Here is a 14,368-nt window from a genome sequence, read left to right as displayed (position 1 = left end):
GCCTTTATTGGTTGATGCGTTCAGTAACGGTTTTGTTGACGACAACGTATGGTTCATGAGAACGTCTACGATGATTAGAATTGATGAAATTTTTGGTTTATTACTAGTCGTCGTTGGGTAATGTACCGGGATATATTCATTCCTCACCAATACCTGCTTATCCTGCCGGCGAGGAGTTGCGCCATGACCGAAGCCAGTGATGAACAACGTCCCACCGTCTTAATAGTGGATGATGATCCGAACGTTACCAGTTCACTGGCCCGTTCATTACGCGATCGGTTTACCATCTTTACCGCAACTGATGCTGAGACGGCGTTGCACATTCTTCAGCAACAGCCGGTAGCGGTCATTTTAACCGATCAGCGGATGCCGACAATGAGTGGGGTCGAGTTGCTGGCGCGCGCACGTGAGTTGCAACCCGAGGCGCGTGGCTTCATTATTTCGGGCTATACCGATCCGGCTGCCCTGATTGAGGCGATCAATCTTGGGTCGGTGCAGGGCTTTATGTCCAAGCCGTGGGATATTGCTGCGCTTCGCCGTAAACTCGAACAGTTGGTGCAAGAGTATCAGATTGCTGTGCATGAACGACGGGTAGCTCGTGAAGCGCAAGCCCAGATTGCGATGCTGCGTCAGTTGCTCGATCAGGCGCAGGCCGATGATGTGATGCGACTCGAGTTGGTGCAATGGGAAAATGAGGTTGAGTCATCGGCCACGAGTGTGCCGGCGATGGGTAGTCCGCTGGCCCAAACATCTCCGGCGCTGTTTAACGATTTAGTCGCCAATTACAGTAGTCTACTCGACTTGGCAACCGAACAGCGTGGCTTACAGGATCAGCGCTCAATGCCCGACCGGTTGCGCGTTTTTAGCGAGCGGCTTGGTTTACTGTGGGCCGGGCCGCGTGATGTGATCGAGATTCATACCCAAGCACTTCGTCGCCTGTGTCGTGGTCAGACACCGCAGCGGATTGCGGCGTATATGGAAGAGGGTCGGTTGGTGTTGCTTGAGTTAATGGGCCATCTCGTCAATTTCTACCGCATTCGACTGGCTGCACAGAGCCATGAATGAGTTGTTTGCCGCCTTTGCACACGCGCCACACGTCGTATTTTGGCTTAGTGTTGAGGGGCGTGTCGTCGATTGCAATGCGGCGGCGGCGACACGGTTTGGGTTGACACCTGCCGATCTGCGTGGGCGGTTGTTTGCAACCCTGCTCGATCCGTTTAGTATTGCTAAGGCGCAGACGATGATCGAGCAGACGCTGCGGGAAGGTGGAGTACAGCATTGGGAGCTTGATCATCTGCGGGTTGGGGAACCGCCGTTTTTGCTCGGCTACACGACGTGGCTGTTACGCGATGAGGCTGGCGCCGTTTGTGGTGTGATCGCGTTGGGTCTCGATCTCGGTTCGGCAATGACTCTCACAGCGCAACTCGCAGCGGCGAATCAGCAATTAGAAGCAACGTTAAAGCAACTGGAACGCGCCCATGCCGAACTCAAAGCGGCGCAGACCCAACTGGTGCAGTCTGAGAAGATGCGGTCGCTTGGTCAATTGGTGGCCGGTGTCGCGCACGAGATTAATACGCCGTTAGGGTATGTGGCGAATAATCTGGCGTTTCTGGCCGAGCGGTTGCCGGCGTTGCGCGCTGCTCCTACCGACGAGCTGGGTTGGCACGATGTGAGCGATGCGATTCGTGAGAGCCAAACCGGTATCGAACGGATTGCCGCAATTGTACGCGCTTTGCGGGTGTTTGCTCGTCCCGATGAAGATAGTTTGGTACCGGCTGACGTGAATGAGGGCTTGGCAAGTACCGTACGTATGGTGCGTGCGGTAAGCGGCCCGCGTGTTACGATTCACGAGGAGTATGGTCAGGTGCCCCGCGTGTTCTGCCATCCCGGTGAGTTGAATCAGGTGTTTCTCAATCTTTTGCTGAACGCAGTGCATGCGTGTCGTGGTGCCGGTACTGTGCTCGCGCAAACGATGAGTGATGGAACCTCAATTACGGTGACGATTCGCGATACCGGGATCGGGATGGATGCGGCGACGCTGGCCCGGCTAGGAGAGCCGTTTTTTACCACATGGCCCGATGGTGGGGGGACTGGTTTGGGATTGGCGATTTCACGCGAGATTGTTGCGCGCCACGGCGGTCAACTTCGTTTTCAGAGTGAACCGGGCCGTGGCACGACGGTTGAAGTGATTTTGCCGGTGTGATAACGCAAAGGAGTGATACTGTCACGTAGGGGTATACAGCAGTACGACCCACCCACTCTTAACCCTTCACGCTCTTCGCGCGCCTCGCGACTTTGCGTTAACTAATCGCAACTTTCTCGTGCACTAACTGCTCGCTGAACTCCCACAACTGCCGCGCCAAAGCTGCATCGCGGGCTTTGGCCGACGGTTGCGCCGGCTTTTTCCGTACAAAGTACAGCCCACTCATCCCTTCCACTTCCGGCGACGAAGCAAGGTAGATCGACGTCGCGGCGCCTTGTTCGGGTGTGAGCATAAATGGCCGGGCGAGCCGGAAGAAGAACGCAAACAACCCACGGGCATCGGCAGCGAAGTTGGTGGCTACGGCGCCCGGATGCAAGCTGTTGGCAGTGACGCCGGTGCCTTGCAAGCGCCGAGCCAATTCGTTGGTAAAGAGAATGTTGCACAGCTTTGAGTCACCATACGCCTGCGCGATATTGCCACGTTGCGGTGAGGCAATCTGCGGAATCTTGACGTTGCCGGTGACGTGGGCATACGATGACACGTTGACAATGCGGGCCGGTGCGCTGGCAATGATCCGTTCGAGCAACAGGTTGGTGAGTAAAAATGGGGCAAGATGGTTGACGGCGAAGGTAAGTTCGTAGCCGTCGGCGCTGGCCAACGGTTCGGAGACGAAGAGACCAGCGTTGTTGATCAGCACATCGATGCGTGGGCAGCGTTCAAGTAGTTCGGTAGCGGCGCGGCGTACCGAAGCCAGCGATGCGAAATCAGCTAGTACTAGTTCGGGTTGTGGTGCGTTGGACGCTTCTTGCATGATCCACTGACGTGCCGCTTCACCCTTGCTTTGCGAACGGCACACCATCATCACGCGCGCCCCCATCTTCGCCAGCTCGCGTGCCGTGACGTAGCCGATCCCTGAATTGGCGCCGGTCACGATGACGGTTTTGCCTTGCATATCTTGCATATACTGTTCTCCCTAAAGGTGTATCACCATTCATGGTGCAGGCGCACAGGAATGCCCTCGCGCCTGAGCCAACGTCGTTCCCTTGAACATACATGCCCCGGCGCTGTAACCGGGGCATGGCTTGGTAAAGAGCTGACTTTTGTACTATACCATGGGTCTAGATGTTACGCGCGGGGTATATTTCGCCTTTCCGATTGTCATTACGAGCCGCGCCGCGCGCGGCGAAGCAATCCCCCGCGAGAGCGGGAGCGGTGCGCTCTGAGGCTCCTATGCCCTAATAACCCGGTCAAATGCGCGCAGCCGGTCGATCGTCGCCTGCTCTTCCGGTGGGCATTCGGTGGCGAACCACGCATCGAGGATTTCGCGGGCCAGTTCGGGTGTGGTTAGGCGTAGGCTCAGCGCCAACACGTTAGCGTCGTTCCACTTTCGGGCGCCAGCAGCCGTCTGCGCGTCGTGGCACAGCGCTGCCCGAATACCGGGCACTTTGTTGGCGGCAATGCTGACCCCGGTGCCGGTGTAACAACAGACAATGCCCTGATCGGCTTGACCGGATGCTACCGCCTCACCCACGGCCCGTCCCACATCGGGCCACGGGTCGTTGTTACCGGTGAGCGGGCCAAATAAAATCAACTCGTGCCCACGTCGTTCGAGATCGGCGATCAAGGCATCGGTGAGATAGTTCTTTTCGTCACTGCCAACGGCAATTCGCATAGTTCCTCCTTGCCTCATCGGCCGTTAATCACCCCGTACCGGTCGATCTTCGTTTGCAGGCGGGCTGCCAGGTATGGGCTGGCCGAGCCAAGGGTAGCCAGAATCAATTCACTTTCGGATCGGTACGCTGCAATCCGTTCCGCCGACCAATGGGCGGGTGGTAGAGTCGAGAGATTGCTGATCCGGTCGGCCAATTTGACCAGCCATACCTCACGGGGTTGAGCCTGAATGCGGCGTAGGCTATCGGCCATTCGTTCTGTCGGTAGTAACGCCGAGTTTTTAGTCAAGGCGAGCACTCCGGCCGTAATCGCCGGGCCAAACTGTGCTGTTAGCACCGCTTCACCGATAGTCGTATCTTCAAGCACGTCGTGCAGTAGTGCGCAGCACAGCGCCAGTGTTCGATCAGCGTGTGGTTCAACGGTCAGTGCGGCTGCTACTTCTAACGCAACATCGCTGATGTGAACGATATAGGGTAGATCGGTGCCGGGACGAAGCTGACCGTTGTGCGCTTGCGCTGCGACGTAAAGCGCTGTCTGCACGAGATCAGAGGTATCCATAACAGTGATCGATCAGGCCTTAGCTTCGATCGGTTGCGGTTCACGCTCTTTGGTAATGTCGCGCAGCGTGCTGAGGTCGCGGATGCGTTCGGTGAAGAGGATACCGTTCAAGTGATCGACCTCGTGCTGTATCGCCCAGCCCAAAAGACCATCGGCCCGGCGGAGACGGTGATGCTTGCCGCTGAGGTCTTGAAACTCGACCGTCACCCACGTTTGCCGCGGGACCATGCCGTACCAGCCGGGTAGGCTGAGACAACCTTCATCGCGCATAATCTCTTCGCCGCTCGTTTTGACGATGCGTGGGTTGATCAGTACATGCGGCTCGGCCGGAGCCACCTCGACGAGACTGCCGTCAGGCTGCTCTTCGTATTCGGGCGGAATTTCGATGATGCAGAGCTGGATTGGAATACCGATTTGCGGTGCTGCTAACCCCACGCCGTTAGCGGCGTGCATGGTCTCGAACATATCGGCGACCAACTGCTTGAGATTGCGATCCGGTAGTTTGACCGGACGGCATTGCATTTTGAGGATTTTGCGATCCTCGGCGTCGTCAATGCGGAGAATGCGTCGAATAGCCATATACGTGTTTTACCTTGCCTGCAAGCGTAATACCAAGTCCGGGCGATATTTTCAATGAATGGTGCAACCGGCTTAGTATGATGCGATTACTTTTTTTATTCTACGACAGCCCAGATGGTTGGGCAAGGGGCCGTGGACGCTATAACGCAAAGGCGCAAAGACCGCAAAGGCGCAAAGACCGCAAAGGCGCGGAGGACGCAAAGGCGCGGAGGACGCAAAGGCGCGGAGGACGCAAAGGCGCGGAGGACGCAAAGGTGCGGAGGATGCAAAGGACGCCGAGGGTGCAGAGGGCGTAAACGGCACGAAGAACGCGCTACGTACACCACCCCCTCTACCCCTCTGCATCAAAATCTTCGCGGTCTTTGCGGTCTTTGCGGTCTTTGCGGTCTTTGCGGTCTTTGCGCCTTTGCGTTAACACTCTTTGCTCCCTCTGCATTCTTTGCGACTAAACCTGCTCCGGCAGCTCGAGGCGAATTGGACTACCGTCAATCATCGGGCGGAGGGGTGTTATCGAAACATAGCCGGCCAGGACAGCCCCATCGTCGGTGTCAATCGCAAATGTGGGCAAGCGTTCACGAACAAAGCGGAACGTGATCTGGGTTCGCTCGACAGGAGCAGGCGGATGCAGATCAATATCAACGTAGTGTCCGAAAAAAAACTCCGAGAGCCGGGTTTGGCGAAAGCCACGTATATCGCTTGGTGAAGGGAGATGGGGAACATTGACGTTCAGCACCAACGGCTCATGGCCGCGAATCTGTTCGAGTAATGGAAAGAGTCGTTGCGCGACATATGCCGCAGTAGACCACGGCATCGGTTCAGGGCCGCGATACTGTAACGAGACGGCCATCGCCGGGAGCCCCCACAATGCACCGATCATTGCGGCACCGACGGTACCGCTGAGCATCACATTGGTGCCACTGTTGAGGCCACGATTAATCCCGGCAACCACCGCATCAATCGGTGGCAAGACACCGCTACGGATTGCCACGGTGACACAACTGACCGGTGATCCGTTATGGGCAAAGGCTAACATGCCATCGAGTTCGGGAGGGGGAATAATTGCGCACAGTTCACGGTTGGTTAGTGGTGGGAGTGCCATGCTCATCGCGCTTTGCTCTTCGGCAGGAGCGACCACACTAACCTGGGCGCCGGTGGCGCGAATGGCGCCGGCTAACGCCCACAGGCCGGGGCTGTCGATCCCATCATCGTTTGTAACTAAAACGTGCATGCTGTATTGCTCCACACTTCGTGATCGGCTGTTGTAGCGGAGCGTGGAATGTGCCAACGCTCCGCTTTCAGCATATCACGAGGTTGTGCCTTGAGCAATTGCCGCTTCGACAATCTCGAGGGTAACTTCTTTCAATCCGCGCGCCCGTGCTGCTTGTTCGGCGGCGGCACGCAGTGAGCGGCTAGCACTGATGCGAGCAAGGTACGGTACCGCATCGAGAGCAGCGTTGAGCCGGTCGGTTGCCTCTTTCGTCCACGGTATCGTCTCGGCAGAGGTTGGCTGCGGTGGTCCACCTGCTGTCGGCGTCACCGTCTCGACCGGCAAGAAGTTGATCACCGTCTCGTAGAAGCGATTAACCAACTCCTGCATGATGTTCGCTGCCCCGGCGTATCCCATAAACGGGGTACCGGTAGTACGGCGCACAACCGGGCCGGGGAAGGTGGCCGGAATGTAGTGCGTGCCACGCGCATTAGCTTCGGCCAGATAGATCTTCTCGTTAATGCTACCGAACACGAACGCTGGCGCTTTGGTATGCAACCGCTTCCGAATCTCGATATTATCCGGCTCGTCGTCGCGACGGGGTCGCCCCGAGATCCACGCGATCTTCATCCCCAGCTCGTCGCCGAGAAAGCTGCGCAACCCGTCGGCGTAGCTGCGCGCTGCGACAATGGCGCAATCAACCGTCGCGAACCAGTCACTCTGCGGGCCGCGCCACAGATCCCACACCGGTTGCAGTGTGGTACGCTTTTCGTGGTTGATGAAGGCTTCGACACGCTCCGGCTCAATCCCAAGGAGTTGGCCTAGTTCGCGCAGAAACGCAGTGGTGCCAAAGACTCCGAATGGTGCGAAGAGGTAGGGTCGGCCTAACGCTTCGGCCAAGCCTTGACCAAACTCGCGGTACATCACTACACTAACCGCCGCTTCGGCCAGTTTTGGTGTAGTGGCGATGCTGCCTTCGTAGGGGTAAACGAGGTTGATCTCCGCGCCAATCCCGGTAATCAACCGCTTCAGTTCGTAGAGGTCGCTCGGCGCATTGAAACATCCCAACGTCGGCCCGATAATATTGACCGTGCGCGGACGTGGTTGCACATCAGAGGCAACGAACGGCTTACCGTACTGTTCCCACGCAAACACCAATGCTCGCTCACGCCCGACCCACTCGTCTTGCTCGAGCGACTGGCTCCAGAAGAAACGAGCTTCCGGATCGATCTGCTTGACCAACTGAGCATGATCGGCGCTAATCATTTCGCTCTCGGCGGTCGAAACGACCAAGAGATGCTTCCCTTCGAGCATCCCCATCGTGCGCAGATCGTCAATGGTACGGATAAGCGCCTTGGCGGTACCGGTAATCACATCCTCCTCGCGGATCGAGGTCGGGGTGAGGTTCGCCATGTGGGGTAGCGCATCGGTATAGTCGGTCACTGCCATACCGAGCAGGTTGTAACAGCCAATCGGTGCATCACAGACAATATGAACATCGGGGAAGCAGCCGAACACCCAAGACGCACCCCAGTAGCTACTGGTATCGGAAATATCACGAATCAGCGTAATGCTCATGCGCGTGCCTCCCGCTCCTCAGTTCCCTCGAAGAATGCCAACATGCGGTCGTAGATCGGTTTACGGTTGAGCAGATCGCGCACAAAGCTGAGTGAAGCGATCATCCCACCGGCAAGGAAGAGTGGACGGACACTGAGGATGTTGGTGTAGTAGACCGAGGGAATACCCTTCTCTTTGGCATATGCTGCTAAGGTTGTGGTGCCGATCACCAGATCGAACGACCAATGATCCATCGCAGCTTTGTCGTCTTCTAAGGTCTTGCGATAGATTATCGCTTCAGTCCCGTGTGCCTTGAGCCACGCCTCATCGGCAGCAGTGAGGGCGCTAGGCCCAATACTGGTGCTAACGTAGGGTACCCGTGCCCCGCCTTCAATCAGCAAACGGGCATAGAGCATCTCGTTACCCTCGTAACCAGAGACGAGGATCGTCGCCCCTTGCAGCGGTTTACTCGCCAGGAAGCCGCGGGCAGTCGCCTCTTCCTCCGTAGCTACCCGCTCAACCACATCTTCATCGAGGTCGAGGGCTGCGCCAATTGCGCGCAACCAGGCTGCACTTCCTTCAGCCCCAATCGGTGCCCCACTGACCACGGCGACACCACGCTCGCGCAATACGCCAATCGTTTCGCGGTAGAATGGGTGCAGGGCTGCTACCGCAGTCGCTCGCCCGGCCTGCTTGATCTCGTCAACGTGCCGTCCGGGCAGAGTTGTCACCACCCGTCCACCCATTTTCCGCACGACACCGTCGATCAACAATGGGTCGGCGGGGAAGACTTCGCCGATCAGCGCCAGTGTGCCCGGTTCGTGCTCGCTATTGGTGTCAACAAACCGTCGCATGACGGCAGCCAGCGCGACATCTTTTGCTTCGGGATGGGAATGGATCGCGTAAGCCGGTACGCGCACCAAAATCACCGGTTTACCATCAACCTCTTTCGGCAACAGCTCCTCGGCCAGACCGGCCGTCTCGGCGACACAGAGGGAGATAACCGGAATGAACGAAGTGTTTGCTGCCGTAGCTGCTTCGGCGATGGCTGCATTTGCTGCCTCTTGTACCTTGCCACTCGATAGTTCGGCAGTGCCGAGGGCCGGCGCGACGATACTCTTGCGCGCTGCGTAGAAGTGCGTAACGAAGGTCAATCCGTACAAACAGCCGGTATCGGTCACCATTGCCGGTTGTGCCCCCTCGATCCGGGTCAGTACGCGCAATGCACCGAACGCAGGACACATCGTCTGCGGATGCAGCTTACACGCGCCGCCGCGAAACGGTTCGGCGGGGGCCTCGGTGCCGGCCGGCGTCAGGGGAATGATCTCGGCCATAAGAACTCCTCTGCCCGATGACAGCCTCTCTGCTGCGTATCGGGATGATGCAATGGGATGTGTAATGTATTATACAACAAATTTCTTTCGTAATTGGCAGAATGTGCTTCGACCCACAATCACAGCACTATTCATCGGTATCAGGCCATGGGTCGGCACTGAATTGGTCATGCACTTCTTGCAATTGCACATCTGCATAGCTGGCGTAGAAGCTACGGGTAACCTCAACACTGCGGTGGCGTAAAATCTGCGAAACTTCGGCCAGCGCTACTCCTTCGTTGAGGAGGTGGTAGCCGACGAAATGGCGAAACGTGTGAGGGGTTACTTGACGTAACAATTCTGCCTCGTCGGCCTTGCCCTCCAACTCCATCTGATCGGCCAGGGCATGGGCCGCGGTTGTCACGATCCGCCAACCACTAATTCGGGAGAGGCGTTCGCCCCCGGTACGTGGATCGAAGGCGACAAACAGCGGTTCGCGTGCCGATGGCCAATTGCGTGTCGTGAGGTACCGGTGCAGGGCCAGTTCAGCGTGTTTGCGGATGAAGAGCGTACCTTCTCGCCGGCCCTTCCCTCGCACGATAACCCGTGCCAAAACCCTACGGTCGCGGGCCACATCACCGACATCGAGACTGAGCGCCTCGGAGATGCGCGCCCCGCTCGAAAAGAGGAAGTGGAGAAGGGCGGCGTTGCGCAGGCGGGTCAGTGTTTGCCGTTCACGCTCTTCGCCGTGAGGTTTGTCGTAAAACCGCACCAACCGGCGCAGGTCGGGTGGGGTTGGCGCGACCGGATCGGGTAACCGCGGCAACACGCGGCTTACCTCAGGGCGAGCGGCAGCGACCCGAAACGGAATGGCGCCATGCGAGTCGGCGAGGGCCAGGAACCCGAACAATGGACGAACATAGGCGTGGATGGTGCGTTCGGAGAGGCGTTCGCGTGGCTGACCCTCGGCTCGTGCTGCTGCTGCTCGCTGCGAAAGGTCGTAGCTACGTTTGCGCAGGGTGCGGGCATACGCCACCAGATCGCCGATCTGTAAGTCACCCAGCCGGTTTTTCCCATTGCGTTCGGCCCAGCGGGTAAAGAGACGCAGCGCGATCTCGTAACTGGCAATGGTTTGACGGGCATGGTGACGCTGCTGCTCACGGGTGCGCTCATCGAGATCGTCGTCGTCTTCGTCGAGGCCGGCGCTCGATAATCGGGCGAGCCATATGGCGCCTGCAACTGTAAGTGGTGTATCGGGTGTTAAGTGTTGGTCAACTCGTTCGTCGTTCATACCACGAGTTTACAAGACCCCTGCGATGACTGCTCCGATGATCAATACTCCGGCGATAATCCGGTAGTAACCGAACATTGTGAAGTTGTGGGTGGCGATGTAGCGCAACAACCAACCGATGCAGCCATAACCAACTATCATCGCTACCGTTGCCCCTAGCAACAATCGGCCCCAATCACCCGCTTGCACCTGATCAAGACTGCCGATCAGGTCAACGATGGTTGCTAAGCCGAGGGTTGGCATGGCAAGGTAAAACGAAAATGCCGTCGCAGTTGGGCGGTCGAATCCGGCCAACAACCCGCCGACGATTGAGGAGCCTGAGCGCGATACACCGGGAATGAGCGCAAAAATCTGGGCAATTCCGACGATTAGTGCTCGCTGAGGGGAAATCGTTGTGAAATCGGCAGTTGTTGCCGGTCGTGCGATGCGGGTGCGTTCGATCCAGAGGAAGATGATCCCGCCGCCAATGAGTGCAATGGCGATCACCAACGGCGACTCGAACAGGACAGCCTTGATAAAATTACGGGCTAAGATACCAACAACTGCCGCCGGAATGAAGGCAATGACCACACCGAGCCAGAGCGTGCGGGCTGTGGATATCGTTACCGGATCGCCGCGTCCGATCAGGGCCTGTACTTGGTCGAGGAGATCGCGCCAGTAGAAGAGTAGGACAGAACAAACGGTACCGAATTGAATGGCGATTTCAAAGGTACCACCGATACTACCTTGGTAGCGGAGCAGTTCGCTGGTTAGGAGCAGGTGAGCAGTTGACGAGATCGGTAGCCATTCGGTAATGCCCTGCACAATTCCCAAAACGACAATCTGCCACCAGTCGGAATTGGTCGGTACTGTGATCAGTAACGCGAAGGCTAATAACACGGCAAACCCGATAAACAGCCCTGAACGGGGTAGGGTAATCGATTGTGTTCGCATAACGGAATCCCAATGCAATGGACAATAGCGTTATCTCTTAAACGTTTGTGACTTCAATGAGCAATGAAAGTGCAGAGCTGCCCAAGCTGTTTCCGTCCCTGCTCCTGATGGAGACGTGAACAGGTTGTGTCACGCGGTTGTGCTGCTCTGTTGGCAAACGTGATCTGTATAGGCAACACCAACATCGTGCCAGGATGCAACGCCACCGGCACGTCAATTGCTAAGCTTCCTCACGCAATACCATCTCAATTGCCGCATCCACTGCCGCGACGGTCGCGTGTATATCTGCTTCGCTATGCACTGCTGACACGAACCCGCTGCGGCCACGCATAAGGTCAACCCCATTCAAGTGAAGCGCCATCCGCAATCGGCGCAAGAGTTGAGGATCACCGCCACGTTTTAACGTTGCCAGTGGGACGTTCTGTGGAATCTCCCCCGGCTCGACATCGGTAGCCGGATCGGCGAAGATGTGAAAAATGGATCCATCGCCAAACGCCGTCCAACCACGCAGTCGGCGGGCAGTGAAGACATCGTTGAGCATCCGCACCAGCATTGTACCGCGTTGTGCCGCAATCGTGCCGGGTTCGCCGGTCGCAACGGCGCGCAGCATGGCAATACCGGCGGCTGCCGAGAGTGGGTTAGCGTTGAAGGTGCCCTGCTGACGGATCCTGCCGCGTGGCCCGTGTTCATCGTGAGCCAGCAGATCGAGAATATCGGCACGTCCGACTAACGCACCACCCGGTAAACCGCCTGCCACAATCTTAGCCAAACAAACCAGATCGGGCATCACACCAGCACGGGCGCAAGCGCCGCCGGGTGTGACCCGAAAACCGGTGACCACCTCATCGGCGATTAGTAGGACGCCATACCGTTTGGTAATCGCACGCAAGCCGGGTAAGAAATCGGTGGGTAGAGGGATTGAACCGTAAGAAGCACCGGTTGGCTCGAGGATCACGGCTGCAACATCGTTACGTGTCGCGAGTGTTGCCTCGACCTGATCGAGATCGGTGGGTAAGATGATCAAGTTGGCCAGTGTTTCAGGCAACACACCCCGATTGGGATCGTCGGGATCGGCGCCGGGCGCGAGAGCATCGTGCCAGCCGTGAAAGTGGCCGGCAAATCGGACCAGCGTTGTCTTGCCGGTGGCTGCGCGGGCAAGGCGGAGAGCGAGGGTCGTTGCTTCACTACCCGATGCAGTGAAACGTACCCGCTCGGCTGCCGGTATCAGTTCGGCGATCAAATCGGCCCACTCAAGTTCGAGCCGATGACTAGCACCGAGATGAGTCGAGACCGGCGCTTGCTGTTCGATAGCCTCGACAATCAATGGGTGACCATGACCAAGCAAGAGCGCGCCGTGACCACACCAGTAATCGATCATCCGATTGTCATCCACATCCCACTTATACGGCCCGCTCGCTCGTTCCATAAACAAGGGGAACGGATCGGCGTAACGACCATCGTGGGTCGCACCGCCGGGGAAGCGTTGGCGAGCACGTTCGGCCAGTATCGCCGAGCCGGCAAACTGTTGGCGGTAGCGTTGTTCGAGTGACATACGTGTTACATCCCTACACTGAGGCGATAAATGAGAGCTGCCGGTAGTCCGTAACGACGCATCTGCTCTTGAGTACGTTGGATATCGTAGGCAACCCGCTTAAAGGTCAGAGTGTTTGTTTCGGTGTCAAGGATGGCATAGGCTGCCCGCGGATCGTGATCGCGAGGTTGGCCTACGCTACCGGGATTGATAAAATAACGCGCATCGTCGTTCAACACGATTTGGGTATTCGTATCGGGCATAATCCGTTCGCAGCGTTCTTCGCCGTTGGGGCAACGAAAGGCGAATTGGACGTGTGAATGACCGATCAAACAGACCGGTTCGCCGAACCATTCGAGATTGGCTATCGCTTGCGAGGGCATGAGTAGATATTCCCAGATCGGTTCACGCGGGCTACCGTGGGCCAGGTAATAACGGTCATTGGCGGAGCGGGCTGGGGAAAGTGGCAACATCCATTCACGGTTTGCCGGTTTCAGTTGAGCACCATTCCAGAGGTTTGCTCGGCGGGCATCAGGGTTAAAGTCGTCAAGACTAATCTTGCCCAGACACGCCAAATCATGATTGCCGGTGAGCATTATCGTTGCGTGTTGTTGCATCAACTCAATACATTCATTGGGGGCAGGACCATAGCCAATCGTATCCCCAAGACACCACAACGCATCAAACGAACCGGCATCGGCTAAAACAGTTTCGAGTGCAACAAGATTTGAGTGGATATCAGAGAGGATCAAGATCCGCATACTGTACCGTAATTTTGACGATGTTTACTGCCAAAGCGTATAATTGGCAGCGATTCGGTGATGAGGAGCGCCATTGATATGACCGAACCGTCAGGACACTGCCCATACCTCGGCTTGAAACAAAATCAGGCGATCCGCTTTGCCTCGCCCACTCCAGAGCATCGTTGTTATGCAGCCGGGCAAGCGCAAGAGATTCCGCAGGTTGAACCTGACTATCAAGTGCGCTACTGTTTATCGGCTTCTCATGTCCGTTGCCCATTATACATGGGTATGCCATTCCCTACAACGTCAACCTCGGCTGTGCCTTCGATGACTACTTCACCGGCGGCAGTGGCGCCATCGGCGACAACCGAAGCTTCTGGGCTGCAAGCATGGCTAGCCGATCTCAACCCGCGCGATCAACTGATCTATAGTAGCCTGCTGATCGTATTGGTGGTGGTGCTGATTGGGTATGCGTTTGGTGGTATTGCGTTTGTGAGTTCACTCTTGCTGCCGACCGGTGAGCCAAATGGCACGCAGCCGGCTGTTTCGCCAACGAGTTTGTCACCGTTGACACCGACGGTACCGGTACCGGTGACCGCATCGCCGACTGCGACACTCACGCCCTCGCCGACCATTACCCCTTCACCGACGGCCACTCCTTACGATCTGATCCCGGTGACCAATACGCCAACTGTGCCGATCTTTATCCCCCCACCCCCACCGCCCGTGATAGTGCCGACCGACACCCCACCGCCTGCGTTGCCACCGGTGGAACAGCCAAC

The 14,368-nt window shown here is 57.2% G+C and carries 14 protein-coding genes; 3 read left to right on the top strand and 11 right to left on the bottom strand.

What is annotated here, in order from left to right; genetic code table 11:
- The first annotated feature begins 183 nt into the window (after positions 1 to 183).
- On the top strand, positions 184 to 1,065 hold the full coding sequence (locus AC01ZF_RS04875; protein WP_476575168.1) for a response regulator: 882 nt from the start codon (positions 184 to 186) through the stop codon (positions 1,063 to 1,065).
- Positions 1,058 to 2,203: a PAS domain-containing sensor histidine kinase gene (locus AC01ZF_RS04870; protein ID WP_424676578.1), complete on the top strand. Its 1,146-nt coding sequence runs from the start codon at positions 1,058 to 1,060 to the stop codon at positions 2,201 to 2,203. The genes AC01ZF_RS04875 and AC01ZF_RS04870 overlap by 8 nt, the downstream gene beginning before the upstream one ends.
- Positions 2,204 to 2,300: 97 nt before the next feature.
- On the opposite strand, the gene AC01ZF_RS04865 is transcribed toward AC01ZF_RS04870, so the two are convergent.
- The 11 genes from AC01ZF_RS04865 to AC01ZF_RS04815 form a co-directional block, all read right to left on the bottom strand.
- Positions 2,301 to 3,164, bottom strand: a complete 864-nt coding sequence (locus tag AC01ZF_RS04865) for an SDR family oxidoreductase (RefSeq protein WP_424676579.1) — start codon at positions 3,162 to 3,164, stop codon at positions 2,301 to 2,303.
- Positions 3,165 to 3,431: 267 nt separating this feature from the next.
- The gene (locus tag AC01ZF_RS04860; RefSeq protein ID WP_424676580.1) at positions 3,432 to 3,875 is read right to left on the bottom strand and encodes an RpiB/LacA/LacB family sugar-phosphate isomerase; all 444 of its coding nucleotides are present in this window, start codon (positions 3,873 to 3,875) and stop codon (positions 3,432 to 3,434) included.
- Positions 3,876 to 3,889: 14 nt separating this feature from the next.
- Positions 3,890 to 4,432 (bottom strand): HD domain-containing protein, encoded by a 543-nt coding sequence (locus AC01ZF_RS04855; protein WP_424676581.1) that lies wholly within the window; start codon positions 4,430 to 4,432, stop codon positions 3,890 to 3,892.
- 12 nt (positions 4,433 to 4,444) lie between these two features.
- Complete coding sequence (def, locus tag AC01ZF_RS04850) at positions 4,445 to 5,011, bottom strand: peptide deformylase (RefSeq protein ID WP_424676582.1); 567 nt, start codon at positions 5,009 to 5,011, stop codon at positions 4,445 to 4,447.
- A 445-nt stretch (positions 5,012 to 5,456) separates the two neighbouring features.
- The gene (gene surE / locus AC01ZF_RS04845; protein ID WP_424677459.1) at positions 5,457 to 6,239 is read right to left on the bottom strand and encodes a 5'/3'-nucleotidase SurE; all 783 of its coding nucleotides are present in this window, start codon (positions 6,237 to 6,239) and stop codon (positions 5,457 to 5,459) included.
- Positions 6,240 to 6,314: 75 nt separating this feature from the next.
- Entirely contained in the window at positions 6,315 to 7,796 is a 1,482-nt protein-coding gene (gene bchZ / locus AC01ZF_RS04840) for a chlorophyllide a reductase subunit Z (protein WP_424677460.1), read from the bottom strand.
- Positions 7,793 to 9,109 (bottom strand): chlorophyllide a reductase subunit Y, encoded by a 1,317-nt coding sequence (bchY, locus tag AC01ZF_RS04835; RefSeq protein WP_424677461.1) that lies wholly within the window; start codon positions 9,107 to 9,109, stop codon positions 7,793 to 7,795. The genes bchZ and bchY overlap by 4 nt, the downstream gene beginning before the upstream one ends.
- A 127-nt stretch (positions 9,110 to 9,236) precedes the next feature.
- Positions 9,237 to 10,379: a tyrosine-type recombinase/integrase gene (locus AC01ZF_RS04830; protein WP_424677462.1), complete on the bottom strand. Its 1,143-nt coding sequence runs from the start codon at positions 10,377 to 10,379 to the stop codon at positions 9,237 to 9,239.
- Positions 10,380 to 10,388: 9 nt separating this feature from the next.
- On the bottom strand, positions 10,389 to 11,312 hold the full coding sequence (locus AC01ZF_RS04825; protein ID WP_424677463.1) for an undecaprenyl-diphosphate phosphatase: 924 nt from the start codon (positions 11,310 to 11,312) through the stop codon (positions 10,389 to 10,391).
- Between the two features lie 220 nt (positions 11,313 to 11,532).
- On the bottom strand, positions 11,533 to 12,864 hold the full coding sequence (locus AC01ZF_RS04820) for an aspartate aminotransferase family protein (RefSeq protein ID WP_476575167.1): 1,332 nt from the start codon (positions 12,862 to 12,864) through the stop codon (positions 11,533 to 11,535).
- Between the two features lie 5 nt (positions 12,865 to 12,869).
- Complete coding sequence (locus AC01ZF_RS04815; protein WP_424677465.1) at positions 12,870 to 13,604, bottom strand: metallophosphoesterase family protein; 735 nt, start codon at positions 13,602 to 13,604, stop codon at positions 12,870 to 12,872.
- Between the two features lie 78 nt (positions 13,605 to 13,682).
- Here AC01ZF_RS04815 and AC01ZF_RS04810 point away from each other — a divergent pair.
- On the top strand, positions 13,683 to 14,368 hold a 686-nt coding region (locus AC01ZF_RS04810), incomplete at its 3' end, for a hypothetical protein (protein ID WP_476575166.1).

The sequence above is a fragment of the Chloroflexus sp. genome (assembly GCF_056331925.1).
Note: the sequence above shows the minus strand (reverse complement) of the source record. Positions and strands in the feature narration are given on the sequence as shown.

What these genes read in the sequence shown, in the direction of transcription:
- AC01ZF_RS04875 (WP_476575168.1), top strand. Translation starts at nt 184, where the DNA reads ATGACCGAAGCCAGTGATGAACAACGTCCCACCGTCTTAATAGTGGAT.
- AC01ZF_RS04870 (WP_424676578.1), top strand. Translation starts at nt 1,058, where the DNA reads ATGAATGAGTTGTTTGCCGCCTTTGCACACGCGCCACACGTCGTATTT.
- AC01ZF_RS04865 (WP_424676579.1), bottom strand. Translation starts at nt 3,164, where the DNA reads ATGCAAGATATGCAAGGCAAAACCGTCATCGTGACCGGCGCCAATTCA.
- AC01ZF_RS04860 (WP_424676580.1), bottom strand. Translation starts at nt 3,875, where the DNA reads ATGCGAATTGCCGTTGGCAGTGACGAAAAGAACTATCTCACCGATGCC.
- AC01ZF_RS04855 (WP_424676581.1), bottom strand. Translation starts at nt 4,432, where the DNA reads ATGGATACCTCTGATCTCGTGCAGACAGCGCTTTACGTCGCAGCGCAA.
- def (WP_424676582.1), bottom strand. Translation starts at nt 5,011, where the DNA reads ATGGCTATTCGACGCATTCTCCGCATTGACGACGCCGAGGATCGCAAA.
- surE (WP_424677459.1), bottom strand. Translation starts at nt 6,239, where the DNA reads ATGCACGTTTTAGTTACAAACGATGATGGGATCGACAGCCCCGGCCTG.
- bchZ (WP_424677460.1), bottom strand. Translation starts at nt 7,796, where the DNA reads ATGAGCATTACGCTGATTCGTGATATTTCCGATACCAGTAGCTACTGG.
- bchY (WP_424677461.1), bottom strand. Translation starts at nt 9,109, where the DNA reads ATGGCCGAGATCATTCCCCTGACGCCGGCCGGCACCGAGGCCCCCGCC.
- AC01ZF_RS04830 (WP_424677462.1), bottom strand. Translation starts at nt 10,379, where the DNA reads ATGAACGACGAACGAGTTGACCAACACTTAACACCCGATACACCACTT.
- AC01ZF_RS04825 (WP_424677463.1), bottom strand. Translation starts at nt 11,312, where the DNA reads ATGCGAACACAATCGATTACCCTACCCCGTTCAGGGCTGTTTATCGGG.
- AC01ZF_RS04820 (WP_476575167.1), bottom strand. Translation starts at nt 12,864, where the DNA reads ATGTCACTCGAACAACGCTACCGCCAACAGTTTGCCGGCTCGGCGATA.
- AC01ZF_RS04815 (WP_424677465.1), bottom strand. Translation starts at nt 13,604, where the DNA reads ATGCGGATCTTGATCCTCTCTGATATCCACTCAAATCTTGTTGCACTC.